Annotated in this window: 25 protein-coding genes and 1 tRNA gene; 15 read left to right on the top strand and 11 right to left on the bottom strand. The window is 52.1% G+C overall.

The features are described from left to right. Nucleotides 1–9: 9 nt before the first annotated feature. The 9 genes from AC6HVW_RS02030 to AC6HVW_RS01990 all read left to right on the top strand — a co-directional run bounded on the left by AC6HVW_RS02030 (nt 10) and on the right by AC6HVW_RS01990 (nt 5,675). The gene (locus tag AC6HVW_RS02030) at nt 10–441 is read left to right on the top strand and encodes a PTS sugar transporter subunit IIA (protein WP_071684094.1); all 432 of its coding nucleotides are present in this window, start codon (nt 10–12) and stop codon (nt 439–441) included. An 11-nt stretch (nt 442–452) separates the two neighbouring features. Then, on the top strand, nt 453–926 hold the full coding sequence (locus AC6HVW_RS02025) for a PTS sugar transporter subunit IIB (protein WP_024485100.1): 474 nt from the start codon (nt 453–455) through the stop codon (nt 924–926). A 38-nt stretch (nt 927–964) separates the two neighbouring features. Beyond that, on the top strand, nt 965–1,753 hold the full coding sequence (locus AC6HVW_RS02020; protein WP_071684095.1) for a PTS mannose/fructose/sorbose/N-acetylgalactosamine transporter subunit IIC: 789 nt from the start codon (nt 965–967) through the stop codon (nt 1,751–1,753). Then, entirely contained in the window at nt 1,750–2,601 is an 852-nt protein-coding gene (locus tag AC6HVW_RS02015; protein WP_024485102.1) for a PTS system mannose/fructose/sorbose family transporter subunit IID, read from the top strand. The genes AC6HVW_RS02020 and AC6HVW_RS02015 overlap by 4 nt, the downstream gene beginning before the upstream one ends. Before the next feature lie 11 nt (nt 2,602–2,612). Then, nucleotides 2,613–3,665 carry a tyrosine-protein phosphatase gene (locus AC6HVW_RS02010; protein ID WP_497569249.1) on the top strand — a complete coding sequence of 351 codons (1,053 nt, stop codon included), beginning with the start codon at nt 2,613–2,615 and terminating at the stop codon, nt 3,663–3,665. Nucleotides 3,666–3,901: 236 nt separating this feature from the next. After that, nucleotides 3,902–3,976 (top strand) — tRNA-Arg (locus AC6HVW_RS02005). A 251-nt stretch (nt 3,977–4,227) separates the two neighbouring features. After that, a complete protein-coding gene (locus AC6HVW_RS02000) occupies nt 4,228–4,488 on the top strand; it encodes a type II toxin-antitoxin system RelE family toxin (RefSeq protein WP_071684097.1) in 261 nt (86 codons plus the stop codon). Nucleotides 4,489–4,549: 61 nt separating this feature from the next. Beyond that, nucleotides 4,550–4,909, top strand: a complete 360-nt coding sequence (locus AC6HVW_RS01995; RefSeq protein ID WP_071684098.1) for a helix-turn-helix domain-containing protein — start codon at nt 4,550–4,552, stop codon at nt 4,907–4,909. Between the two features lie 226 nt (nt 4,910–5,135). Then, complete coding sequence (locus tag AC6HVW_RS01990) at nt 5,136–5,675, top strand: DUF2058 domain-containing protein (RefSeq protein WP_021178639.1); 540 nt, start codon at nt 5,136–5,138, stop codon at nt 5,673–5,675. A 171-nt stretch (nt 5,676–5,846) separates the two neighbouring features. Here AC6HVW_RS01990 and AC6HVW_RS01985 read toward each other — a convergent pair whose 3' ends face one another. The 7 genes from AC6HVW_RS01985 to AC6HVW_RS01955 form a co-directional block, all read right to left on the bottom strand. After that, the gene (locus tag AC6HVW_RS01985) at nt 5,847–6,056 is read right to left on the bottom strand and encodes a hypothetical protein (protein ID WP_021178640.1); all 210 of its coding nucleotides are present in this window, start codon (nt 6,054–6,056) and stop codon (nt 5,847–5,849) included. 159 nt (nt 6,057–6,215) lie between these two features. Next, nucleotides 6,216–7,016: a fimbrial biogenesis chaperone gene (locus AC6HVW_RS01980; RefSeq protein WP_081367127.1), complete on the bottom strand. Its 801-nt coding sequence runs from the start codon at nt 7,014–7,016 to the stop codon at nt 6,216–6,218. A 7-nt stretch (nt 7,017–7,023) separates the two neighbouring features. Continuing rightward, nucleotides 7,024–8,157 (bottom strand): fimbrial protein, encoded by a 1,134-nt coding sequence (locus AC6HVW_RS01975; RefSeq protein WP_071684100.1) that lies wholly within the window; start codon nt 8,155–8,157, stop codon nt 7,024–7,026. After that, a complete protein-coding gene (locus AC6HVW_RS01970) occupies nt 8,148–10,700 on the bottom strand; it encodes a fimbria/pilus outer membrane usher protein (RefSeq protein WP_071684101.1) in 2,553 nt (850 codons plus the stop codon). Before AC6HVW_RS01970 ends, AC6HVW_RS01975 begins: the two co-directional genes overlap by 10 nt. Further along, nucleotides 10,666–11,436, bottom strand: coding sequence for a fimbrial biogenesis chaperone (locus AC6HVW_RS01965; protein ID WP_186486557.1), 771 nt, complete (start codon nt 11,434–11,436; stop codon nt 10,666–10,668). The genes AC6HVW_RS01970 and AC6HVW_RS01965 overlap by 35 nt, the downstream gene beginning before the upstream one ends. Before the next feature lie 52 nt (nt 11,437–11,488). Then, nucleotides 11,489–12,034, bottom strand: a complete 546-nt coding sequence (locus tag AC6HVW_RS01960) for a fimbrial protein (RefSeq protein ID WP_071684103.1) — start codon at nt 12,032–12,034, stop codon at nt 11,489–11,491. 463 nt (nt 12,035–12,497) lie between these two features. Further along, entirely contained in the window at nt 12,498–13,400 is a 903-nt protein-coding gene (locus AC6HVW_RS01955) for a transcriptional regulator (RefSeq protein ID WP_071684104.1), read from the bottom strand. A 213-nt stretch (nt 13,401–13,613) separates the two neighbouring features. On the opposite strand from AC6HVW_RS01955, the gene AC6HVW_RS01950 reads away from it, so the two are divergent. Then, nucleotides 13,614–14,060 (top strand): type II toxin-antitoxin system HicB family antitoxin, encoded by a 447-nt coding sequence (locus AC6HVW_RS01950; protein WP_071684105.1) that lies wholly within the window; start codon nt 13,614–13,616, stop codon nt 14,058–14,060. 524 nt (nt 14,061–14,584) lie between these two features. Continuing rightward, on the top strand, nt 14,585–14,659 hold the full coding sequence (ypdK, locus tag AC6HVW_RS01945) for a membrane protein YpdK (RefSeq protein ID WP_099782600.1): 75 nt from the start codon (nt 14,585–14,587) through the stop codon (nt 14,657–14,659). Between the two features lie 68 nt (nt 14,660–14,727). Here ypdK and AC6HVW_RS01940 read toward each other — a convergent pair whose 3' ends face one another. The 3 genes from AC6HVW_RS01940 to AC6HVW_RS01930 all read right to left on the bottom strand — a co-directional run bounded on the left by AC6HVW_RS01940 (nt 14,728) and on the right by AC6HVW_RS01930 (nt 17,492). Then, the gene (locus AC6HVW_RS01940) at nt 14,728–15,252 is read right to left on the bottom strand and encodes a cytochrome b (protein WP_186486556.1); all 525 of its coding nucleotides are present in this window, start codon (nt 15,250–15,252) and stop codon (nt 14,728–14,730) included. 363 nt (nt 15,253–15,615) lie between these two features. Beyond that, complete coding sequence (gene alaC / locus AC6HVW_RS01935; protein ID WP_059201423.1) at nt 15,616–16,830, bottom strand: alanine transaminase; 1,215 nt, start codon at nt 16,828–16,830, stop codon at nt 15,616–15,618. A 119-nt stretch (nt 16,831–16,949) separates the two neighbouring features. Then, on the bottom strand, nt 16,950–17,492 hold the full coding sequence (locus AC6HVW_RS01930) for a GNAT family N-acetyltransferase (RefSeq protein WP_071684107.1): 543 nt from the start codon (nt 17,490–17,492) through the stop codon (nt 16,950–16,952). Between the two features lie 169 nt (nt 17,493–17,661). Between AC6HVW_RS01930 and AC6HVW_RS01925 the strand changes: the two genes are divergently transcribed. The 3 genes from AC6HVW_RS01925 to AC6HVW_RS01915 all read left to right on the top strand — a co-directional run bounded on the left by AC6HVW_RS01925 (nt 17,662) and on the right by AC6HVW_RS01915 (nt 21,437). Continuing rightward, entirely contained in the window at nt 17,662–18,906 is a 1,245-nt protein-coding gene (locus tag AC6HVW_RS01925; protein WP_071684108.1) for a DUF1479 domain-containing protein, read from the top strand. 108 nt (nt 18,907–19,014) lie between these two features. Then, nucleotides 19,015–20,706, top strand: a complete 1,692-nt coding sequence (locus tag AC6HVW_RS01920) for a sensor histidine kinase (RefSeq protein WP_071684109.1) — start codon at nt 19,015–19,017, stop codon at nt 20,704–20,706. Next, the gene (locus AC6HVW_RS01915) at nt 20,703–21,437 is read left to right on the top strand and encodes a LytR/AlgR family response regulator transcription factor (protein ID WP_071684110.1); all 735 of its coding nucleotides are present in this window, start codon (nt 20,703–20,705) and stop codon (nt 21,435–21,437) included. The genes AC6HVW_RS01920 and AC6HVW_RS01915 overlap by 4 nt, the downstream gene beginning before the upstream one ends. Here the strand turns inward: AC6HVW_RS01915 and AC6HVW_RS01910 are convergent, their stop codons facing one another. Continuing rightward, nucleotides 21,438–21,776 (bottom strand): DUF2502 domain-containing protein, encoded by a 339-nt coding sequence (locus AC6HVW_RS01910; RefSeq protein WP_071684111.1) that lies wholly within the window; start codon nt 21,774–21,776, stop codon nt 21,438–21,440. It lies immediately after the preceding gene. A 384-nt stretch (nt 21,777–22,160) separates the two neighbouring features. Between AC6HVW_RS01910 and AC6HVW_RS01905 the strand changes: the two genes are divergently transcribed. Beyond that, on the top strand, nt 22,161–23,387 hold the full coding sequence (locus AC6HVW_RS01905; RefSeq protein ID WP_024486104.1) for an L-lactate MFS transporter: 1,227 nt from the start codon (nt 22,161–22,163) through the stop codon (nt 23,385–23,387). Nucleotides 23,388–23,417 lie beyond the last annotated feature (30 nt).

Genomic DNA, 23,417 nt, shown 5'->3' with positions numbered 1-23,417 from the left:
GGAGAGACGATGCAAGCTGAGATCCCTGTCATATTAGTGAGCCACGGCCCCTTTGCCCAAGGTGCGCTGACCTGTGCCGAGATGCTGATCGGTAAGCAAGACAACGTTGCGGTGGTTTCCATTCAGGAAGACACCAATATCAGTGATGCGCGCGTCACGCTATTTGATACCTATAAATCGATTAACCAGGGCAACGGAGTGGTGATCCTGGTGGATATGATGGGTGGCTCGCCGTGTAATTTGTCTTGCGAGCTGTTGTTAACCCATGATGACGTGTTGTTATTCTGCGGTTTTAATATTCCGACCCTGCTTGAAGTTTTCAGCAATCGCGAGTTGTCATTAAATGAGATTGGAACCGTTATCGAGGAGGTTTTTCCAAATAGTTGCTTCAACGTTGGGAAGGTCTTACAAGCTGAGCGGGAACAGTCAACCGAACTTTAAGGAAAAATACCATGCCAATTAATTTAGCCAGAATTGATGATCGCCTTATTCACGGCCAGGTGATCACCACGTGGGTTAAAAACCATGATATTGAACAGATCCTGATTATTAATGACAAGGTTGCCGGTGATAGCGTTCAGCAATCGGTGATCACCATGTCAGCACCACCTGAATTAAAGGTTCAGGTGTTTGGCGTACAGAAGTTTATCGATGTACTGAAAAAGGCAGAAATTAAAAGACGCACCATGCTGCTGTTTACCAACAGTGTCGATGTCCACGCGCTGGTAGAAGGTGGGCTGAAAATCGACAAGCTGAACGTGGGTGGCATGAGAATGCAGGAAGGTAGAAAGAGCCTTTCGCGGGCCGTTGCGGTAACACCAGAAGAAGAGCAGGCGTTTAAATCGCTGATTGCCAAAAATATTGCGGTAGAAATACAAATGGTGCCGAAAGATCCCATTGTGGAACTGAAAACATTGATCGATTGATTAGGTAACTTTTTACGTAATCGCTGGGGGATACAACGATGTTAATGGAAGCAATCTTGGTGGCCATTTGGGCAGGTATCTGCTCAATGGATGACGTAGGGCCACAAATGCTGCGGCGGCCGTTGTTAACCGGCACGGTAGCGGGCATCATCATGGGGGATATGGTTCAGGGGTTGGCGATCAGCGCCACGCTTGAACTGATGTGGATGGGCATCGGTAACGTAGGCGCCTACTCTGCTCCCGATATTATTGCGGGATCGATCATCGGCGTCGCTTTGGGTATCGCCTCCAAAGGCGGTATTGCCGCGGGTATCGCGCTGGCAGTTCCGGTCTCTATTCTTTGCCAGCAACTGCTGATCGTCTGGCGCTCTTTTGCCAGTTTCTTAAACGTCTGGGCGGAGAAATCCATTCAATCGGGGGACTATCAAGGCCTGGTCAAGGTCCACTATTTCTCGACGCCGCTGTGGTTCTTGATCCGTGCCGTTCCCTGCTTCCTGGCAATCTACTTTGGCGGGGACCTGGTCAGCAAAGTGTTAGAAGCCATACCGGCCAGCATTTTAACCGGCATGGGCGTGGCGTCTAAAATGATCCCAGCCATCGGTGTGTGTATCTTATTGCTGATGCTGTTAAAGGGCCGGATGTGGTTCTTCTTCCTGCTGGGCTTTATTCTGACCACCTATTTAAAGCTGCCGATTATTCCGATTACCTTTATCGCCCTGGCCTTTGCCGTGCTTTATGACATGGCTTATACCAACGGCATGAATACTCCGGCACCAGAAAAGAGCAAAGCGACCGCAACGGACACTGAAGAAGAGTATGACTTATGAACGAGACAATTTCATATCATGGTGTGAGCCCCACCACTCAGGAAAAAAAGCTGACCAAGGCCGATTTAAACCGTATTTTCTGGAATATTCAGACCATGTCATTCTCATATAACTATGAGAAGCTGCAAACTATTGGCTTTGCGCATTGCATGATCCCGGTGCTCGACAAGTTGTACGCCGATGCTGATAAAGAAACACGCGTACGGGCCATGAAGCGGCACCTGGAATTCTACAATTCGCAGATTAACACCGGCGCACTGATTTTGGGCGTTACCGCCGCGCTGGAAGAAAAAACCACAGAAGAAGAGAAAGAAGCGGTAGTTTCTGTTAAGGCCGGTTTAATGGGCCCGCTGGCCGGTTTAGGCGATAGCCTGTTGAAATTCACCTGGCTGCCGATCTGCGGCAGTATCGGTGCCGCATTTGCCCTACAGGGCAATCTTATCGGCCCGATACTGATGTTTATTCTCTTCAACCTGGTCAATATCGGCTCGAAATATTTCTTTATCCATTATGGCTACAACAAGGGCGTGGATTTAATCGAGCAGTCGAAAAACTCCAACATCATTCAACGCATCTCAAACGTAGCCAACGTGGTGGGCGTGATGGTGCTAGGCTCGCTGATAGCCACCACCGTCAAGATATCGACCCCCTTGGTGATCGCCGTTGGCGAGCAGTCGATAAAAGTCCAGGAGATGTTTGACAAGGTTGCACCTAACCTGCTGACGTTACTGTTTTCCTTGGGCATATTCTTCCTGGTCAAAAGATTTAAAGGAAAATATACGGTGTCACTCATCATTGCAATGATGGTGTTCGGCGTCATTTGCTCCATGTTTGGCATTTTAAGTTAAAGGGAATAGTGATGAATTCGAAGATTCAGTTATCCGTCAGCAGAAAAAACAAGACCCAACTCGAGATAAGCTTTAATTCCGATGCAGACCCGGTGTCGCTATACTGGACAAAAGATAATGATACCAACAGTCAGGAACGCTATTTAATTACGGACAATGCCACTAGCCCCTATTTATTGGACGATCCGTTAAAGGCCGAACAGCGCGTTTATTTTATTATCGAGCAGGGAGGCCAAACTTTTCTTACCGCAGAAAGAACCCTTCCCGTTGGCGGATTAAATAACTTCCGGGATTTTGGCGGCTACGTGGGTGCCGGTGGCAAACAAGTAAAATGGGGAATGCTGTACCGTTCGAACCATTTACACCATCTCAGCCCGCAGGCCGTGGCATACATCGAATCGTTGCAGATTCAGACCATTATTGATTACCGCAGCGCCAATGAGATTGCCAAAAGCCCCAACGACGCTGTTGGTGAGAAAAGAACCTATCACCTGGATGCAGCGGCACAAACCGCAGAGCTTGCAGCCCAGTTTTCCGCCGAGCCCAGTGACGAAGATCGCATGCTGATCGAAAGCGTTATGCGTGATATCCCTACAGAACTGATCAATGGGCAAGGCGCACAGGTTATAGAACAATACAGACACTTCGTGACCAGTGACAAATCTAAAACAGCGTTTAAGGCCATGATTGAGGTGTTGTTAGATAAAGACAACAGCCCACATATTCAGCACTGTCGTGGAGGCAAAGACCGCACGGGCTATGGCGCTTTATTGGTTTTATCCATGCTGGGGGTTTCAGAGGATGACATTATTGCCGATTACATGCTAACCCAGGCCAACCGGATGGAGCGCAACGAGGTAAAAATGGCCGCCTACCGTAAAATAACCGACGACCAAAATGTGCTTGATTACCTGCATACGCTGATTGATACGCGCGAATCCTTTATTGTTGAGGTGTTCAACACCATGAAACAACAATCTGGTAGCGTCGCGGGTTACATCAAGCAGGAATTAGGCTTTACCGACGCCGACTTTAGCAAGATGCAGCAAAACTTTTTAATCTAACCCCTTAGAACCAGACAACTCCTTGATACCACAGCGGCAGCTGTGGGGCACTTTGACATGCCTCGTTCCTGCCGCTTGCCCTTCACCAAAGCGCCTGGCTTCTGCCGCAAACTCACATTAATGGGCGGCTAACGGCAAGAAATGGGCTAAAAACAGAGAAACCGGTTACATTTCAGACGATCAGGCCAATAACCTCTTAAACCCAAGCGTAAAAATGGGTATACTGCGCCCGCTGTGTCCCCTTAGTTAAATGGATATAACGAGCCCCTCCTAAGGGCTAGTTGCAGGTTCGATTCCTGCAGGGGACACCATGTTGATACGAACCGAATCTCCCCCACGCGAACAAAACCCAGTCACAACACCCAAAGACGGCCCATGTTGCCAGCTCTTAGATTCGGCAATCCGTTGCCTAACATGCAATACCATCTCATTATCCCGGCCAACCTTCCCTTCCTGCGAAGGACATCGCATTTAAATCGCATTTCAGTTGAGTTAACCGCAATTAAATCTTATTATCTAATCGACCAGTAAGGATAGCGCTCCTTAACAAAATGAGGAAATGATGGTTACGGTTCAATGGACGAAGAAAGCACTCAAACAGTTGCTGTCAATCGACACCAGGTACCGCAAAGCCATCAGTGAGAGGGTTAACCAACTTGAAGATTTCCTGGCCGTCAAGCTCGACATCAGGAAGCTCCACGCAACTGATAACCAGTTCCGGCTAAGGGTTGGAGACTATAGGATAATCTTCGAAATCACTGACGGTGAACCGGTCATCTGTGAGATTGCAGCAGTTAAGCGTAGGTCATCGAAAACGTACTAAGGCGGGAAAACCCGCCCTTTCCTCATGTAGCTATCTAGAGTAAAACCAGGAGTAACCGAAAATGGCAGTGCAAATTATCCGCAACGATAAAGGCGAACCACAGTATGCCGTGGTGCCCTACAGCGAATATGAAAAACTGATTAACGCAAAAAATGATTGGGAAGATGTGCCCTACACTGCCTCAAAATCCGATGATGTGACCGTGCCTAATGCGATCGTCAAGATCATGATTGACCAGGAAGTTTCTCTTTTGGCGGCCTGGCGGATCTATCGGGACCTGTCTCAGTATGATGTGGCTGAAAAACTCGGCACCACCCAATCCACCGTTTCACAATGGGAGGCATCAGACCGCCCTCAGAAGCGTACCCGTGAAAAACTCGCGGCGCTGTATGATTGCTCCCCCGAGCAGTTGATCCCCTAGTCTTGCTCAGTGTAGGGGTGCAGCAATGCTCCGCCCTTTAGATAACCAATCGGTTAACTCAGGCTGAACATATTCGGCCCCTACACAAATCAGCAACCATGCTGGCGATGAGGGCGGAATACACAGTGTTATCAATATGATATGTGACAGACTCCCGCTACCTAGCACAACCTCTTAGGTTAAGGGTATAATCCAAGGCATTATTTAATCGGTTTCGGAAACGAACATGGCAAAGCTAACATTACAAGAGCAGCTGCTTAAAGCTGGACTGGTCAACAGTAAAAAACTGGCGAAAGTGGAAAGAACGGCAAAAAAATCGCGGGTTCAGGCTCGTGAGGCAAGAGAGGCCGTGGAAGAAAACAAAAAAGCACAGATTGAACGTGATAAGCAGTTAAATGAGCAGCAAAAACAGGCCGCCTTAGCGAAAGAATATAAAGCACAGGTTAAGCAGCTTATTGAAATGAACCGCATCGTTATTGCAAATGGCGATATTGGTTATAACTTCACAGATAACAATTTAATTAAAAAAATATATGTGGATAAGACAACTCAATCTCAATTGATTAGTGGCCGCCTTGCCATTGCTCGTCTGATTACCGATAAGAACCCTGATGGCGAATACGCCATTATACCCGCTATCGTAGCCGATAAAATTGCGCAACGTGATGCAAGCAGCATTGTATTAAATGCCGAGCTGAGCAAAGAGGCTAAAGATGAAGAAGATCCGTATGCCGATTTTGTCGTGCCTGACGATCTGATGTGGTAAACAAACTTTCCAGATGCTTACTGCGCCAGCCCACAAGCAACAACGCCCCTAGAGCTCAACCGCAGGGGCATTTCGACCTATCTTTTCGTTTTCGAAGTAAATCACAAAAAATATTATTTAAATTAAAAAGTTAAATGAAAAAGCCCCGAAAACGGGGCCTTAGAGGTGAATTCAAGCTGGCTGGCTCTGCTTTTTGTAGATAGAACGGTAATGATTGAGCCGTTCGAAGAAGTTATCGCTCTGTTCACGCGACATATTACCCGCCACGCCGTTAGCATCGACTTCACGACCCTGAAACTCCAAGAATGCCACCGTAGAAGCGAGAAAATCCATGTTGCTGGTGTTCTTGGCATAGACATAGCACTTTTCCAAAGTTTCCATGATCTCCTCCTCAACGTTTTACAGTAAAGTTGACGTGCTACAAGCAGGATGACAATCGCTCGTAAAATGTGCTGCACTTCTAAGAATACTCGCAAAAGCTAAAAAATATACGCCATACGTGCGGTGTGCTTAAAAAGTGGGCAGAGATCGCAGAAATACCTAGCGCGGCAAGGAAGATTGCTCCGCCTGCAAGACTCGCTCTGCCGTAACCACAGAGCCAAAGTCGTCAAGCACCGAGTAAAATACCTTCATGCCAGCATTCACCGGGCCTTTAGCCGCCGTTAAGGCAAAATCAGCCTGCCCTTTTGGGCTTACCATGCCATTTTCCGGTACCAAGGTAACGACGGCCTGCTGCTTTTCGCGGCCCACCGTCATTTCTAGTAATGTCTGGTGAAAAGGCGTGGGGTTGCTGACCAGCAACACCGGGTTGCCGCCCTGTTTTGCCAGGCTAAAGCGCAACTGCTCCTGCACGTTGGCCGTGTTCATCGTCTGTAATGACCGTGGCCGGTAGAATAATTTAATGCGGGTTCTGAACGCCATCTGCATCTGGCTGGCCGTATTGCTGGCCACTTTAGGCGGGATCTCCAACACGTTAAGCCAAAACACCGACTCACGATCGCTCGGCAGCGTGTGTTCTGCCCCAGTAAACAACACTCTCAGACGCTGTGCCCGCTTCCCGTCCAGGCGCAAGATTGGCGGCGCTACGGTAAACGGCGTGGCGATTTTCTCCGGTTCAGCCTCACTATCACCATTGTCCACCCAGACTTGCAGTAACACCGCTGAGCGACCCTCGTTGGTCACTCGCAGCGTCGCTTCCTTATCCTTGCCGTTGACAATCAGGCGCGTGGCTCCCAGGTATATCTCGGCGTGGCTCAGTGGGATAAATAGGGCCATCACCGTAATCAATAGCCAACGGCCAAGCCTGCGATATTGTGGCGTGAAACCAGACATAGCTGCCATTTTTACCCTACTTATAATTGAGCGTAAAAGTGATTGCGGTGTTGGCCGTACCTGCAGTTACCGCATTACCCACCTGGAACAAGCCAGCCTGCATGGGAACCCGATAGTTGGCCTTGGCAGAACTATTATAGTTATCCAGCAGATAAATAGTGCCAAACGTCACCGGCAGGTTGTTGCCACGCAGTAACTGTATCCCGACGCCGCTAGCGCTTGAGGTAGCATTCGGTGCAACTACACCATTGGCAGCATCCAGCACCTGTGTCGTGGCGGCAAAACTGTAACCAATGCTGGCCAAGCCAGCCGGGCATTGGTTGAACGCCAGCTCAAAGGCTTTACGCCCTGCCACCGAACCCACGCCGTTGAACTGACCGACGCTGGCCTCCGGCAGATCGACATTCACATTCGGAGTGGTGCAGGTGCCGCCACTGGCGATAGTGCCGCCGCTTTTGAACTGGGCAATCATGTAGGTGAGATCGCCCGGCAGAGCAATGCCGTTATACGTCTCTAAATGCCGCAGATAAATTGGATCGAACAAGGGAATTGCGCCAGCGGTCAGGCCGGTGGTCGTTTTCACAAACCGCACCTGAGCATCAACGCCCAAATAGAAGCGGTTACCGCTGTAGTTGACGGTAATGGTCTCAGGATGGGTCTGCTGCCCACCCGTGCCAATGGTCAACGGCTGCCAGTTGGTGGTTTTACCATTCAGGGTATAACGCCAACGGACGATATACCCCAGACCGGCTTTTACCGTGGTGTTATACAGCATGTAAGTTTGCCCATCGACCACGATGGTATTGCGCGTGGTGTAAGGCGGGTAACCCTGTACGCTAAACTGCACCGGCTGCTGGTAGGCGCTATTGGGGGTGCAGTTCCAGGCAGTGGAGTTGTAAGAGTTGATCCAAGGCCCCAGTACGTCACCCACGGCGCTGTCTTTGCCAATCTCAATGGTGGCCGTGTCGAAAAACTGATAATAACCGCTGTTACGCGCGCAACTGACCGCAAGCCCTTCGGCGCTGGTCGCTCCGCCGTAGCCAAATATCAGCAATAAGCCAAGAAGCAAGCGCTTACCCCGCAGCCGGAACCCTGCGCCGAGCCTCGGCGTGAACAAACGGACCAACGTCAGTAGTTGCTTCATTGGCATATTACCTCCAGGCGGCGATAGTCCGATTCATCCTCAGGCGATACGGCGGGCAACTGATAGTTAAACCGGCAACTGTCTCCGGCCCCTTCCCCCCATTTCACCTCTAACTGGCCTTTAGGGTTGTTGACCCGCAGTAAGCCTTCACCAACCTGACCGATATACCCCACGCTACGCTGTTGTTCGTCGGACACGTTTGCGCCAAAGGGCAACGGATTACCCGCAACGTCTCGGGCCGTCACCAGGATCGAGTAGCCGCTTTCGGTCTCATAACGTAACAGCCCGACGGCACCAGCGGTAGGCGCGATCTTCTGGCTGGTGTATTTCAGCTCCACATCCCTGGAAAGCCCTTTCGGATCCAACTCCACGGTATTTTGACGGTAAGGGCTGAGGTAAGGGACCACCGCCTTCCCGCTGTTATCCAGGCGCAGACCGCTGTAGTTGGTGATCCTGGCCCCCTTGGCGTTTTCTGCCTCGACGATTGCCGACGTTTCCCCAAGCATCGGTGTAAACACCACTCCGCCACTATAGGCAACCAGGCCACCGGACATATTGGCGCCATATTGTTGATAACCCTGGCCTGCGGAAACGCTGCCCCCAACAAAGGCATAAGGCGCGGCCCATGAGCCGTTGACGCCACCGCTAACGCTGTTGCTACCATTTTTATCATAGTCGTAGTTGGTAAAGGCGCTGTAGTTATACTGCCGGTCCTCTCCCAGGCTACCGGACAGCGAGTTCTGCAACCCCTGACGATCCTTTTGCTGGGTATAGCTGCTGGTCAGGTTAGGTGCGCGCGAGCTGGAACCCAATGGGATCGACAGGGTCAGCATGGCTTTGTTATCCCAGTTTCCGGTTGCCAGGTTGCGTGTCCGTGCGAAGTTAACCCCATAATTCAGCTTGTTATAATGATTGTTGTAGCTAAGCTGATATTCCCGATCGGTCTGGTCATGATCCCAATAATCCTGCACGTTGGCATTCAGCGCGACAGTCCCAAAACCCTCCGGCAACGACTGGCTGGCGTTGATCTGGAAACGATTACGTCGTTTCCAACTGTTATAGTCAGCAAAGCCGCTATCGTTACTGTCGCGATCGCGCAGCAACATGGCGTCATCCACGTTGTAATACCCAGAGCTGGAATAGCGATAGCTGGCCAGCGTGATGTTGGTATCCACTACCGGCAATATTTTCGCATAGGTGAGCCGTACGCTCTGCCCCTGCTCGTTAGGACGGTGCTCAAACTGCGTTTGTGCCTGGGTAATATCCGCCGACAGCGCACCAAAATCGGTATTGAATGCCAGACCACCCGAGGCCGCCGCATAGCCATCGGCACCGATCACGCCGGTATACCCCGTCAGCAGGTTTGTGAAACCATGCCTCAAGGTGCCCACCGCAATGGCAGGTTCCTCGCTCACCGAGTTATTGCGATATTTCCCCGCCATCAGTGAATAGTGGGTTACACCTGGCCGCAGCAGTTCGGCAATCGAAGCATAGGTGACGGTAAAGCTGCGTTCAGTGCCGTCGGCTTCGGTCACCGTAACCAGCAGATCGCCGCCGCTACCGGTAGGATACAGATCGTCAATAACAAACGGCCCCGGCGGTACGGTGGTCTCATAAATCTGGCTGCCACGCTGGCTGACACGCACCAACGCGTTGGTATTGGCGATACCGCGCACCACCGGGGCAAAGCCACGTTGGGAATCGCTGTACATACGATCGTCCGAGCTGATCTGAGCGCCAATGAACCCAATGCTGTCAAAGACTTGACCGTCGGTGGTCGATTGGCCCAGCACCATCCGGCTACGCCAGCCAACCAGAGGCCGTTCCAGATAGGTTTCATTGCTTTGATAGCGAAAACCCTCATCATCATTCCAATTGGCCGACGCCCGGTAACGCAGACGCCATACGTCCCAGTTTAATCCGCCACGCAACCCTAAAAATTGGGTGGTTTGAGCAGAGGTACCGGTATGATCGGAACGGTAGGCGTTGTAGTCATATTGCAAGGTAGCCGCCGTGATGCCGTTATCCCACAGCTCAGGTCTGACATAACCACGGGCTTCATGCTGCAGCAAAGACTGCGGCGCACGCACGTCCAACCGTTGGCCACCGCTATCAAAATTGCCCTCCACGCCAGGCACCAGTTCACCCAGCGCAATACACTGTTCCCCTTGCTGCAAGCGTGACAACACCGCCTTGTCCAGTTTATCCAAGGCAATGTCGAACAGGCTTAACAGTTTCAGATCGTAGCAAGGCTGAGCGATGCTGCTTTGCGGCGAAGCCAGGGAAAAGTTGACGTCCTGCCGCCCTTTCCATTGGTCGTTAAGATAGAGATCGATGCGGTGAATGCCGGGAGCAACCGGGTTACCGCTGGAGAACTGGCTGACATCGACGGACGAACGCAGAAAAGACTCGTTAAACTCAATAGCCTCGCTTTCATCCGCATAAGCCAACGTTATGGGAGCCAGTAAAATGGCTCCCGCAATATAAAACCGGTTGAGAAAAGAGGGCCGTAAATCAAGACTTACCACTGCCCGCCAACGTCCGCTCATTTTTGTTATCCCCACCGAAATCATCAATCAGGCTGTAAAACGCTTTTAAGCCTGCTGACGGTGCCGATTTCATTCCTTGAATTTTCATCACCAACTCGCCAAAGGGTGCCACCATCCTTTCCTGCGTTTTCCCTAGATCGCCCAGTACTGGCGCGCCTTTGGCGCTACGAATTTCAATCTGGCGGAAAGTAAGGTAATAAGGCGATGGATTCTTGGCGACGATTTCATAACCCGCAGCCCCTTTGCGTAAGCTCAGATCCAGCTTTTCGTAAGCCTGAGCCGGGGTCATTGGCAGGTTATCCGGCCGATAGAACAGTTTGATGCGGGTGCGGAAAGAGAACTGCATCAGGTTGTCGCCCGCGGCTATTTTTTGGGTAGCCTTGGGTGGGATCTCCAACACATTGAGCCAGAACAGAGATTCACGGTTGCTCGGCAATCCGCCGCCGGTACGCGCAATACGCAACGCCTGCCCCTTGCCCGGATCGATACGGGCGACCGGTGGCGTCAGGGTAAAAGGCACCTTGACGGTGTCGGGTTTGGATTTAACATCGCCGTTATCGATCCAGGACTGGATCAACACCGGGCTGGTCCCTTGGTTACGCAGTTGGGTGATCGCTTCACCGCTGTTTTCGTTATAAATAATGCGTGTGGCGTTGATGATCACACCAGCATCAGCGGCAACTGTCCATGTCAGCGCCAGGCTAAAGGCGGAAACGGTAAATAGAGTTCTTAACATGGCGCTGTCCTCTGAAAGGGATGAGGCTGCCCTCATCCCACGGCTGTATGTCTTACAGGTAGATGATGGTGTAATCCACCTGAGTATTAACCGTACCTGGCGTGACTATCCCATTCGCATAGTATTGCGCGTAATAATTCATTACGCCGCCACCTGAGCTGATATCAACGGCCAAATCGCCTTGGCTATGTGCGTTACCCGCCATGATGCTGCCCAGATTGGCGTTCAACAACTGAACCTGGACGTTGGTCGCCGTGCCCGATGCCGAGTTGTTCAGGCGACCGGTGCTCTGTTCAACATAAGCACCCGCTTCAAAGAAGGTGCTGGCAGTATTCAGTGTAGCTCCTGCACAGTTGGTCAGTGCGATGCTGAAAGGTGTTGCCCCTGCAGTTGCCCCAACGGCTGGCAGCGCAGAGATGGAAATGGTCGGCAACGTTACCGTGGCGTCTTTAGACTGGTTGTTGACCGAAATATCGCAGGTAGTGTCGGTAATGGTGCCATTGATAGTGATGGTGCCATCGGCTGCCAGGGCTGAGCCCGCAAAAGTCATACCGATAACAGCGGCCAGCAGGGTAGTTTTGGTGTTGTAAAATTTCATAATGATCCTAATCCATTACAAGATAACTGTAGTTAACCAAGCACATTGCCGATTGGTGCGCCCGAGAAGCTTTACTGTCATCGGTCCGTTATTTACCATCTTGCCGTACTTGTTTGTTTCCACCGTTCTGCGAGAACTCCGCAGGTTCCGTGGTGAGCGTCATCAGTCAGTTACTTAAGAACAATCCTAACCACCCGTTGACAAGAAAAATCTTAACTCACAAGCGGTAGAAAAGAATCATTAACTATTAAAATGGAATTATTTAGGTTTAAAATCCAAATTTAATGTTTTTAATGGTCTATTTAATAGATAAAACTCTGCATGAGCTCTTTGTTAAGCACAAAAAACTTGTTTATTTTATGTTCGAATAATACAATATTTAAACAATTCGGCGAAGTATCGCTCACCCCACCAAAAAACAAGACTACTGTTGCGATGATCAGGCCCATTCTTTTACTTAGCCTTACTGCAGCAACGGCAAACTGTCGTTCTCAAGCCCTGAGCAAAACTCTATTTTGTGCTCACGTACGATGGTGCAGCGAACAAAAAACAGGCGACTCACGCCAGAAATAAAAGAACGAACCTGGTTGCTGCGTACCACTAGCAGGTATTCATCAGCCCGGCATTCGGCTTTTCGTTGCTCCACATAGGACAATATGTCTTGATTCAGACTGGAGTTGGGGACACCTGACTGTGTGGATGTCGACATGAACACCTTGCAACTCCCTGCCTTGCCAAGAAACACCTCCTGTCTGGCCAGTGAATTGGTGGCGTACATCGTAGATGCGATCCCCAGTACAAAAACCAAACCAGCAACCGTAGCGATCAGACCCCAACCAAGACGTTTTTTGTTGGGTGGAGTGGCAATCTCTTCGCTTGTCGGCAGGTCGAACTCACCGTCTGCCCCGGAAACGGAAGCAACATCATCATCTGTCTCGGCTTCGTCTTCCAGCCCGCTCTCCACTGGCACATGGCTCTCATCACCCACTGTCTGTACAGGGACTAACGGGGTAAAATGCCCATCGTCTTCCTGGCTGATTTCAACCTGGATCTCGTGGCGCAACATAAACCCTATCTTCGGCACGGTGACAATCACCTCATCATCGATCCCCATCACCTTAAGCACCCGGCGCAACTTGCTCACGCATTGATTAAGGTTGTTATTGCTGGAGATCATGCCGTAGTCGTCCCACACCTTTTTGAAAATCACCTCACGTTCCACGGGTTTGCCATAGTTGGCGATCAGTAATAGCAAAAGACGTTTGGCGGGATTGGAAATAGTAGTGGGCTCGTCGGAAAAGTCGCTTGGACCCAACGTTCCGCTATCACCATCAAACAGCACACGATCGTTAAATCTGTATTTCATGTTAATCCGGATCATCATTGGGCTTATAGGATAATTCTGGCATAAGTTGCTAATAAAACATCAGTCGCCGTCCAAAAAAAATACTGCATAACCCTGTTTTCAGCTTGACGGCCTACACAGCGATTATCCCCGTGCTTTAAGGACGCCAATCTCTGGCATTGTTGTCGCCAACCGGTCACAATGCGGCTCACTTCCCCCCAAGCAGGAAATATGATGCCTTGCCACTATCCCGCCCATTACGCCTTCGATAGCGAAAGCGATGCCTGGCAAATTACCCTACGGGATTTCCCCGAGCAGCAAGCCGCCTGCTACAAACGTGAGGATGTCGAACTGGAGGCGCAGGAAAGCCTGCTGACGGCTATCGCCATTGAAATGGAAGAAGGGCGCCCGCTGCCTGCGGCCTCCGCATTGCAAAGCGGTGACATCGCCCTGCATTTACCGGTGCTGGTGAAATTAAAGCTGGAACTGCACAACCATATGTTGAGCAGCAACACCTCAAAAGCACTACTGGCACGCCAGATGGGCCTTAACGGTGCTCAGATCGATCGGTTGCTGGATGTGGCCTATGCCTCGAAGGTCGAGGCCCTTGAACAAGCCCTGTTTCTGCTGGGCTACGAAGTGCATACCACGGTAGTGGCGATCCGCCAGCAATCAGAATAAATAGTTTGCCCAGAGAGTAAATTTTTACCGTTTTGCGCCGATAGGGTTATTAAACAACCACCGATTGCAAAGTGAAGGCTAAAAATGGAACTCAACCGTCGTCATGTCTGGGCCGCTATCCTGCTTTCTTGTCTGGTCTTCTGGGCTATTCTGATCGCCAGCGTCAGCGCTGTGGCCTGATGACTTGTAACAAACTGTTACTTATGGCATTTATCAACCATCACACCTCGTAGGGATGCTGCATACTACGCCCGTTTCAACTCACTGCAGGGTAAAAAATCGACAAAAAGTGTGATCAAAAACACAGTATTGAAATGGGTAGGATTTTGGGAGTACATTAGCGCCGATCCTGTTGTGATTCCTGGTTAACCTCAAGGAACTTGAATCGCAACGACCGGTAAATCGTAGCTCAGGACGTTGTTCCTTCTGATTGAAGAACCCGCCATCCGCCGCTGATTTGCCACAAAATACTCAGACAACAATCGGGATCGTTGGTTTGCGAGGACTCCACAAGGAGTTGTTACGTGAAATACTTTTTGATGGGCGTTTCATTCATGCTGGTTGCATGGGTAGGCACCTTCATGCTGATGGTTGCCTAACCGCAATCTCACCAGGTACATAGATAAAGGGGCGCTTCTGCGCCCCTTTGTTGTTTCTGCACCGCGATCTATTTGCCGGGCATCATCCGGCGTAGGGTGTCGTCACCGCGCACATAGTGATGATAAATCGCGGCCAAGGCATGGATGCCGACAATGAAATACCCCGTGTTTGCCAAGGTTTCGTGCACCATTTTCAGCGTGCGGCGTATGCCCGCATCGGGCGTGACCCACTGCGGTACTTGCCAACCCAGCAGCAACCACTGTTTGCCACCATAGGCCAACGTCAAGAAGCCCAATATCGGCAACGATAAAAACAGCAGATACAGCACCCAATGGAGCATTTTCGCCCCTAGCGCCTGCCATTCCGGCAAGGCGGGAGTGATCGGCGGCGTAGGATGCCGGTGGCGTAGCCCAAGGCGGATAAGCATCAGCACAAACACCGACAGGCCAAAGTTAAAGTGCAGATCCTTCACCAATGCCGCGCTGTCATCCGGCACCGAGTCCTTCAGCAGCATGGCACTGTAAGTCAGGATCACCATCACCAGCGTCAGCCAGTGCAGGAGGATTTGTGATTTTGCAAAACGAACGCTCATAGAGACTCCCACTAAATTCGGTATTAGCAGAGCATAGCGGATAACAACTGAAGATAACCTTAAGTAGAAGAAAAATCAGGATTGTGGGTACGCAAATGCCCCTCACCCTAACCCTCTCCCACAGGGAGAGGGGACCGATCGAGTGGGCTTAAAATATGGTGATCTACCTTGGATGAGAGACAATTGAGCTTGCTGTAGGTACAGAAACTTGCTTGGCAACCGCACTGAATCAGCCCCCTCTTCGAGGAAAACAGACCGCTCACAGCACTTGAATGCAACTCCGGACTGGCTCCCTCTCCCTGTGGGAGAGGGTCGGGGTGAGGGGATAATAGCGATTGCCGAGTCTCAGGCAACAACGCGATGCTATTTGGTCGCTGGCTTGATTAACCCATCAGCACGGAACATCGCCTTGATACCGCGCACCGCCTGGCGGATACGATCCTGGTTTTCAATCAAGGCAAAACGCACATGGGTATCGCCGTAATCGCCAAAGCCGATCCCCGGCGATACGCACACTTTAGCCTCCGCCAACAGACGCTTGGCGAACTCCAGCGACCCCAGATGCGCGTAAGGCTCAGGAATTTTTGCCCACACATACATCGAGGCTTTCGGGTTTTCCACCATCCAGCCGGCTTCGTGCAGCCCTTTCACCAACACGTTACGGCGCTGGCGATACTGCTCGGCAATGTCCAACACGCACTGCTGATCGCCTTCCAATGCGGCGATAGCGGCCACCTGCAGCGGCGTAAAGGTGCCGTAGTCGTGGTAGCTTTTAATACGTGCCAATGCGCTAACCAGCTCAGGATTCCCCACCATAAAGCCAATACGCCAGCCGGCCATATTGTAGCTTTTCGACAGGGTGAAGAATTCTACCGCAATGTCTTTGGCTCCCGGCACCTGCATGATCGAAGGCGCTTTCCAGCCGTCATAGACGATATCGGCGTAGGCCAGATCGTGGATCACCAGCACGTCATACTGCTTCGCCAGCGCTACTACCCGCTCAAAGAAATCCAGTTCTACACACTGCGCAGTCGGGTTGGATGGGAAGCCCAGGATCATCATTTTTGGCCGCGGAATACTTTCACGAATGGCGCGCTCTAGCTCACCAAAGAAATCCACGCCGTCCACCAGCGGCACGGAACGCACCTGCGCACCGGCGATCACCGCGCCATAGATATGGATCGGGTAACTTGGATTCGGCACCAACACCGTATCCCCATGATCTAGCGTTGCCAGCATCAGGTGCGCCAGGCCCTCTTTCGAGCCGATGGTCACAATAGCTTCGCTTTCGGGATCGATATCGACCTGATAGCGTTCCTGATACCAGTGCGAAATAGCACGGCGTAGGCGTGGAATACCGCGTGAGGTTGAGTAGCCATGCGTATCATCACGCTGGGCTACGGTACAGAGTTTCTCTACGATATGCGGCGGCGTCGGGCCATCCGGGTTACCCATGCTGAAATCGATAATATCTTCCCCGCGACGGCGTGCAGCCATCTTCAGTTCAGAGGTGATATTAAATACATAAGGGGGCAGGCGTTCGATGCGCGTGAAACGGCGCGGGTTGTTATCAGACATAGTTACCTCGAAGAGACGTTAGCGCCCGGACCATCCGAGCGACGCTGGCCACAGAATGGCCGAACATCGAACATAACTCAGCCTTGTCAGGCTGTCGAGCCCCTCGCGTAACAATTTTTTTACCGTTCGGCAGCCGCAAATTCCGTCGCCAACAACCCCAACCGCCAGTCATTACACCACCGCCCCGCCAGGCGGAAATTGTCACGCAGCGTCCCTTCCAGTTGAAAACCACAGCTCTCCAACAGACCCCGTGAGGCTAAATTCCCCTCTGTCACCGTGGCATACACTTTGTGAAACCCGCAGGCATTGAAGGCAAAGTCCAAGATCACGGGCAGCGACTCTTTGCCATAACCTTTTCCCTGCCCTTCCGGCAGGCTGCCAAAGCCCACTTCGGCCTGCTGGCAAGGGGACCACTCAGGGCGAAACCCGGTCATTCCCACCGCTTGACCGCTGCTTTTTTCTCTCATCACCAGGCATAGCCAGCGATCGCAATGCTTATCCCATGTGGGCAAGCGTGCTTCGAAACGTTCGCGGATCTCGTGTTCCGGCAGCGGATCGGCAATGTAACGGATCACCAGGGGATCCTGAAACAGACGTAGGAATAACGGCCAGTCATCCGTCGTTAGCGATGTCAGCAGCAAGCGAGGTGTTTCCAATTTCATCAGGTAAATCTCCGAAAAACGAAAAAGAGGAAGTTACGAATGAAAGATATCCCTTTATTTTCCCCTATTAAATCCAGATAATCATTAACCAGGTTACAACAAAACAGCAACTTTATAACGCTACCCTACCACTAACATCCTCGCCCACCGGCGGGCCAAGGAGAACACCATGGCTTCATTACTCATCGATGATATTCCTGCCGCAATAAAAAGCGTCAAGCAGCAGTTACGCCAGGCTTTACCCAACTATCGCGAAGTCTTCCTGGAACTGGAAGACAATATTCGCCAGCAGGTGGATCAAATCCGTCAGGAACTGGCCAACGGCCAGGACCCGGTACCGCAGGTGGACGCCGAAGATATTCTGCAACAACGCGTTACCGAACAACAAATTGCCCTGATTAAACAGCGCGGCGTGTGCGCTATTCGGGGCGTATTCCCACGCAGCAAAGCCGAGGCCTGGAACCAGGAGATCGGTGACTATCTCGAACGCAATAACTTCGTCGAGCGGCTAAAAAATGCCGCCGAAGATAACTACTTTGGCAAACTGGCTGCCAGTAAGCCACAGATCTACGGCATTTACTGGTCGAAGCCTCAGGTCGAGGCTCGTCAAGATCAGCGCATGCATGCGGTGCAGGTGTTCCTCAACAGCCTGTGGGCAACCGAAAGCAACGGCAAACAGCACTTTGACCCAACGCGTGTCGCTACCTACGCCGACCGTACCCGTCGCCGCCCGCCAAACTCCTCTTCGCTGGGCCTTTCCCCACATGTGGATAGCGGCACCATCGAACGCTGGCTGGATGAGAATTTCCGCTACGTCTATCGTCACGTGTTCTCCGGCAACTGGCAGCAATACGATCCCTTTGCCGCCGATGGCCGCACAGAAGTGCGCGAGATCGCCTCACCGGCAGTTTGTTCCATGTTCCGCACCTTCCAGGGTTGGACAGCACTGACACCGCAACGCACCCATGCCGGTACGCTGAACGTGGTACCGATCGCCAACGCCATGGCCTATATCCTGCTGCGTGCCCTGCAAGACGATGTGGCGGATGACGATCTGTGCGGAGCCGCCCCAGGCCGGGCGCTGTCAATCTCGGAACAATGGCATCCCCTTTTATTAAGTGGGTTATCCCCTATTCCCGATCTGGAGCCGGGAGATACGGTATTCTGGCACTGTGACGTGATCCATTCGGTAGAAAACGAGCATAACGGCGAGTTTGACAGCAACGTGATGTACATCGCCGCTGCGCCGGGTTGTGAGAAGAACGATGCCTATCTGCAACGGCAGTTGCCAAGCTTCCTGTCCGGCAAAAGCCCGGTGGATTTTGCTGCGGATGATTTCGAAGTGGATTTCATTGGCCGCGCCACCGTTGAGCTGCTGACGCCGCTCGGCAAAGAACAGTTGGGGTATAAATAACCCTGATGACCGCGGTGTGCTCCGGCCACCGCGGTCATTGCCACGCTGTGATATACTGTGGTCTCCCGTTCGTCGCAGTGAGCCGCCGTTGTGCACCCTGTTTTTGAAATGTTGTTAGCGGTATTCGATCGTGCCGCCCTGATGTTGATCTGCCTGTTTTTCCTCACCCGCACCCGGCTGTTTCGCCAGCTGTTGCAAAAGGAAGATCATACTCCGCTGGAACTGGCCGCAGTCACGGCCATCTTCTCTCTGTTCGCCCTGTTCAGTACCTATTCTGGCATCAATGTCGAAGGTTCTCTGGTTAACGTACGGGTGATCGCCATCATGGCCGGGGGGATCCTGTTTGGCCCCTGGGTTGGCATCATTACCGGCATTATCGCCGGATTGCACCGCTATCTGATCGATATCGACGGTATCACCTCGGTTCCCTGCCTGATCACCAGCATTATTGCCGGGATCGGCGCCGGTTATATCAACCTGAAGGTGAAGAAAGGCCAGCGCTGGCGTGCCGGGATCTTGGGGGGCATGCTATGCGAATCACTCACCATGCTGCTGATCGTTGTCTGGGCCAAACCCACCGAACTCGGGCTGGATATCGTGTCTAAAATTGCCCTGCCGATGATCCTCGGCACGGTGTGCATCGGCCTGATCGTACTGCTGGTACAAAGCGTCGAAGACGAAAAAGAGGTGATTGCGGCGCGGCAGGCCAAGCTGGCACTGGATATCGCCCGCAAAACGCTGCCCTATTTCCGTAATATCAATAGCGAATCGCTGGCCACCATTTGCGAAATTATCCGCCACGATATCAATGCCGATGCGGTCGCCATCACCGATACCCAACATGTGCTGGCCTACGTTGGCGTGGGAGCAGAGCATTACCCACTCGGGCGCGCAGGGTTGAGCCGAGTCACGCTGGAAAGCATCCAGCAGGGCAAAATCATCATCAAAAACAACCTCGAGAACCAGACCGCACCGCAGATCCATTCCCAACTGGTGATCCCGCTATGGGAAAAAGGTGAGGTGACCGGGGCGCTGAAAATTTACTACTGCCATGCCCATCAGATCACTAATACGCTGAAGGTGATGGCGGTTGGCCTGTCGCAGATTATCTCCACCCAGATGGAGGTTTCGCGCATCGAGCATCTGCGCCAAATGGCGGACAAGGCCGAAATGCGCGCACTGCAAAGCAAAATCAATCCGCATTTCCTGTTTAATGCGCTGAATGCCATCTCGTCGTCGATCCGGCTTAACCAGGATACCGCCCGCCAGTTGATCATCAACCTGTCGCGTTACCTGCGCTATAACCTGGAACTGAACGACGAACTGATCGATATCCGTAAGGAACTGCATCAGATCCAGGACTATATCGCCATCGAGCAGGCGCGCTTCGGCAGTAAGCTGACGGTGATTTATGACATCGACGACGATATTGCCGTACGCATCCCTAGCCTGCTGATCCAGCCGCTGGTGGAAAATGCCATCGTGCACGGTATTCAACCCTGTAAAGGGAAAGGCGTGGTGGTGATCGCGGTGAAAGATCAGGGCGATCGTGTCAGGATTTCGGTGAAAGATACTGGCAACGGCATCGATCCGCTGGTGATCGAGCGCGTGGAGCGCAATGAAATGCCTGGCCACAATATCGGCCTGCTCAACGTGCATCACCGTGTTTCACTGCTGTACGGCGAAGGATTGCGCATCCGTCGGCTGGAACCGGGAACGGAAATTGCCTTCTACGTCACCAAAAACGGCAATAAACTGCTTAGCGAAAACAGCCCACAACCTGACGGGGAACAGTTATGAAAGCCATCATTGTGGAAGATGAGTTTCTCGCCCAGCAAGAGCTGGCTTATCTGATTAACAAACACAGTAATATCACCATCGAAGCCACCTTTGAAGACGGTTTGGACGTGCTGAAATACCTGCAAACTCATCAGGTCGATGCCATTTTCCTCGATATCAATATTCCGTCGTTAGACGGCGTATTGCTGGCACAGAACATCAGCAAGTTTGCGCATCGTCCGTCGATCGTGTTTATCACCGCTTATAAAGAGCATGCGGTGGAGGCGTTTGAGATCGAGGCGTTCGATTACATCCTCAAGCCGTATCATGAGGCACGCATCATCACCATGCTGCAAAAGCTGGAGGCATTGCATAACCGACCAGCGCAGACGCCAGAGCCTAGCGCACCGGCGAATCGTACCAGCCACAGCATTAACCTGATCAAAGACGAGCGCATCATCGTCACGGACATCAACGACATTTACTACGCCGCCGCCGATGAGAAGGTCACGCGGGTGTATACCCGGCGCGAAGAGTTTGTGATGCCGATGAATATCACCGAGTTTTACCAACGGCTGCCGGAAGAGTTTTTCTTCCGCTGCCACCGTTCGTATTGCGTGAATCTGTCCAAGATCCGGGAAATCGTTCCGTGGTTCAACAACACCTATATTCTGCGGCTGAGCGATCTGGATTTTGAAGTCCCGGTCAGCCGCAGCAAGGTCAAGGCGTTTCGCCAACTGATGCGGTTATAGTTACCAGCGTGGGCCTCGCGGGCCGTGATCCCGTTGGTAATAGCGTGGCGGTGGTGGTGGCATGCGGTGATAACGTGGGCCATCACGCCATTCACGACGTGGGGGGCCGTAATAAACCGCCCTTGGCGGTGGGCCGTAATATCCGCGTGGGCCATAATGCTCGTGCCACCAGCGCGGTTCACGCCAGCGACCACCATCCCAGTAATGGCCCCGATCATCACGATCGCCAATATGCAGCGACATTCCAGGCACGTTGATGCCAACAGAAATATCCGCATGGCTCACCGCAGGCAGTGAAAGCGGCAGCAACGCAGCCAATAACAACAGCACTTTTTTCATCAGGTTTCTCCCAGAGCATGGAACGGGTCCATTTACCGATCACAGTAGTTCCGCACCAGTACGTTCTCTATAGGACGAAAGCCCAATTACGCCTTTCAGGCATATCCTTCACAATTACCACACAGTTTGCCGCAGCGCTTTGGCCATCTTTCTGACATATCCTTGATGTAGATCACGCCCGGCAGGCCGCATTCCAACGGCTTTTTAGCCCTTATTCGGCAACTCATGCAGCGATAACGGCATTTCATTCCTCGGCAGCGGCAGTTCATTCCCGATCCGCCATTGGCAACGATCGCCCCCTTTATAATAAGCCCATACCGCAGGGCTCTGGTTGCCTTGCTAATTTTGCCAATGGGCAATGCCAATACAGGAAGGAGACCGGCCATGAACAGCAAACCGGCAAATCGCAGCTTAATCGTTCTCGGCACCATCATCTGCCAGATGGGCCTCGGCACTATCTATACCTGGAGCCTGTTCAACCAGCCGCTGGTAGACAAGTTCCACTGGGGCCTTGGCGATGTCGCTACCACTTTCTCGATCACCAGCTTCTTCCTGGCCTTCGCCACGCTGTTCGCCGGTAAGCTACAAGAGCGTTTTGGTATTCGTAATCTGACGCTGGTCTCCGGCGTGCTGGTCGGCCTGGGGTTGATTGCCAGTGCCCACGTGCAATCGCTGGATATGATTTATCTGTTAGCGGGCGTGGTGGTCGGTTTTGCGGTGGGTATCGCTTACATCTCTACGCTGTCCAACCTGATCAAATGGTTCCCGGACAACAAGGGGCTAATTTCCGGCATCTCCGTCGGGGCGTTCGGCAGCGGTAGCCTGTTGTTCAAATACGTTAACGCCGCACTGATTAGCGGTGCCGGAGTCTCTGCCGCCTTCTTCTACTGGGGCGTGATCGTGATGGCGCTGATTGTGCTGGGTTCCATGCTGCTCAAAGAACCGGTGCAGGTTAACCAACAGGCTAACCACGGCACGCTGGGCAACGATTACACCGTGCGCCAGATGCTGGCAAGCAAAGAGGCCTATATGCTGTTCGTGATTTTCTTCGCGGCCTGCATGAGCGGCCTGTATCTGATTGGTATCGTTAAAGACATGGGCGTACAGCTGGCTGGAATGGATTTGGCCACCGCCGCCAACACCGTTTCTGCCGTAGCAATCTTCAATACCGCAGGCCGCATCATTCTAGGTACCCTGTCTGATAAAGTAGGTCGTATGCGCGTCATCAGCTTCACCATGCTGGTCACCATTCTGGCGATTGCCGCGCTGAGCTTCGTGACGCTGAGCCATACGCTGTTCTTTATCTGCGTCGGCGCGGTCGCCTTCTGTTTCGGTGGCAACATTACCGTCTTCCCGGCGATTGTCGGTGACTTTTTCGGCCTGAAAAACCACAGCAAAAACTACGGCATCATTTATCAGGGCTTTGGTCTGGGCGCGCTGGCTGGGTCGTTTGTGGCCAACCACTTCGGCGGCTTCCACGCGACTTTCATGGTGATGGGTGTGCTGTCGGTGATTTCACTGCTGATCACCCTGTTTATCAAAGCGCCGAAAGCGGTTGAGCAGGAAGAAGAGTCTCACGCAGAGCCTGTGTTGGCCAAAGCAAACGGCTAATGGCCCCTCACCCTAACCCTCTCCCACAGG

The sequence above is a fragment of the Serratia sp. NCCP-200 genome (assembly GCF_059697885.1).
This window is presented reverse-complemented; position numbering and strand designations above follow the sequence as displayed.

Excerpts from the sequence above, each read along its gene's own strand:
- AC6HVW_RS02030 (WP_071684094.1), top strand. The coding sequence starts at position 10 with ATGCAAGCTGAGATCCCTGTCATATTAGTGAGCCACGGCCCCTTTGCC.
- AC6HVW_RS02025 (WP_024485100.1), top strand. The coding sequence starts at position 453 with ATGCCAATTAATTTAGCCAGAATTGATGATCGCCTTATTCACGGCCAG.
- AC6HVW_RS02020 (WP_071684095.1), top strand. The coding sequence starts at position 965 with ATGTTAATGGAAGCAATCTTGGTGGCCATTTGGGCAGGTATCTGCTCA.
- AC6HVW_RS02015 (WP_024485102.1), top strand. The coding sequence starts at position 1,750 with ATGAACGAGACAATTTCATATCATGGTGTGAGCCCCACCACTCAGGAA.
- AC6HVW_RS02010 (WP_497569249.1), top strand. The coding sequence starts at position 2,613 with ATGAATTCGAAGATTCAGTTATCCGTCAGCAGAAAAAACAAGACCCAA.
- AC6HVW_RS02000 (WP_071684097.1), top strand. The coding sequence starts at position 4,228 with ATGGTTACGGTTCAATGGACGAAGAAAGCACTCAAACAGTTGCTGTCA.
- AC6HVW_RS01995 (WP_071684098.1), top strand. The coding sequence starts at position 4,550 with ATGGCAGTGCAAATTATCCGCAACGATAAAGGCGAACCACAGTATGCC.
- AC6HVW_RS01990 (WP_021178639.1), top strand. The coding sequence starts at position 5,136 with ATGGCAAAGCTAACATTACAAGAGCAGCTGCTTAAAGCTGGACTGGTC.
- AC6HVW_RS01985 (WP_021178640.1), bottom strand. The coding sequence starts at position 6,056 with ATGGAAACTTTGGAAAAGTGCTATGTCTATGCCAAGAACACCAGCAAC.
- AC6HVW_RS01980 (WP_081367127.1), bottom strand. The coding sequence starts at position 7,016 with ATGGCAGCTATGTCTGGTTTCACGCCACAATATCGCAGGCTTGGCCGT.
- AC6HVW_RS01975 (WP_071684100.1), bottom strand. The coding sequence starts at position 8,157 with ATGCCAATGAAGCAACTACTGACGTTGGTCCGTTTGTTCACGCCGAGG.
- AC6HVW_RS01970 (WP_071684101.1), bottom strand. The coding sequence starts at position 10,700 with ATGAGCGGACGTTGGCGGGCAGTGGTAAGTCTTGATTTACGGCCCTCT.
- AC6HVW_RS01965 (WP_186486557.1), bottom strand. The coding sequence starts at position 11,436 with ATGTTAAGAACTCTATTTACCGTTTCCGCCTTTAGCCTGGCGCTGACA.
- AC6HVW_RS01960 (WP_071684103.1), bottom strand. The coding sequence starts at position 12,034 with ATGAAATTTTACAACACCAAAACTACCCTGCTGGCCGCTGTTATCGGT.
- AC6HVW_RS01955 (WP_071684104.1), bottom strand. The coding sequence starts at position 13,400 with ATGAAATACAGATTTAACGATCGTGTGCTGTTTGATGGTGATAGCGGA.
- AC6HVW_RS01950 (WP_071684105.1), top strand. The coding sequence starts at position 13,614 with ATGCCTTGCCACTATCCCGCCCATTACGCCTTCGATAGCGAAAGCGAT.
- AC6HVW_RS01940 (WP_186486556.1), bottom strand. The coding sequence starts at position 15,252 with ATGAGCGTTCGTTTTGCAAAATCACAAATCCTCCTGCACTGGCTGACG.
- alaC (WP_059201423.1), bottom strand. The coding sequence starts at position 16,830 with ATGTCTGATAACAACCCGCGCCGTTTCACGCGCATCGAACGCCTGCCC.
- AC6HVW_RS01930 (WP_071684107.1), bottom strand. The coding sequence starts at position 17,492 with ATGAAATTGGAAACACCTCGCTTGCTGCTGACATCGCTAACGACGGAT.
- AC6HVW_RS01925 (WP_071684108.1), top strand. The coding sequence starts at position 17,662 with ATGGCTTCATTACTCATCGATGATATTCCTGCCGCAATAAAAAGCGTC.
- AC6HVW_RS01920 (WP_071684109.1), top strand. The coding sequence starts at position 19,015 with ATGTTGTTAGCGGTATTCGATCGTGCCGCCCTGATGTTGATCTGCCTG.
- AC6HVW_RS01915 (WP_071684110.1), top strand. The coding sequence starts at position 20,703 with ATGAAAGCCATCATTGTGGAAGATGAGTTTCTCGCCCAGCAAGAGCTG.
- AC6HVW_RS01910 (WP_071684111.1), bottom strand. The coding sequence starts at position 21,776 with ATGAAAAAAGTGCTGTTGTTATTGGCTGCGTTGCTGCCGCTTTCACTG.
- AC6HVW_RS01905 (WP_024486104.1), top strand. The coding sequence starts at position 22,161 with ATGAACAGCAAACCGGCAAATCGCAGCTTAATCGTTCTCGGCACCATC.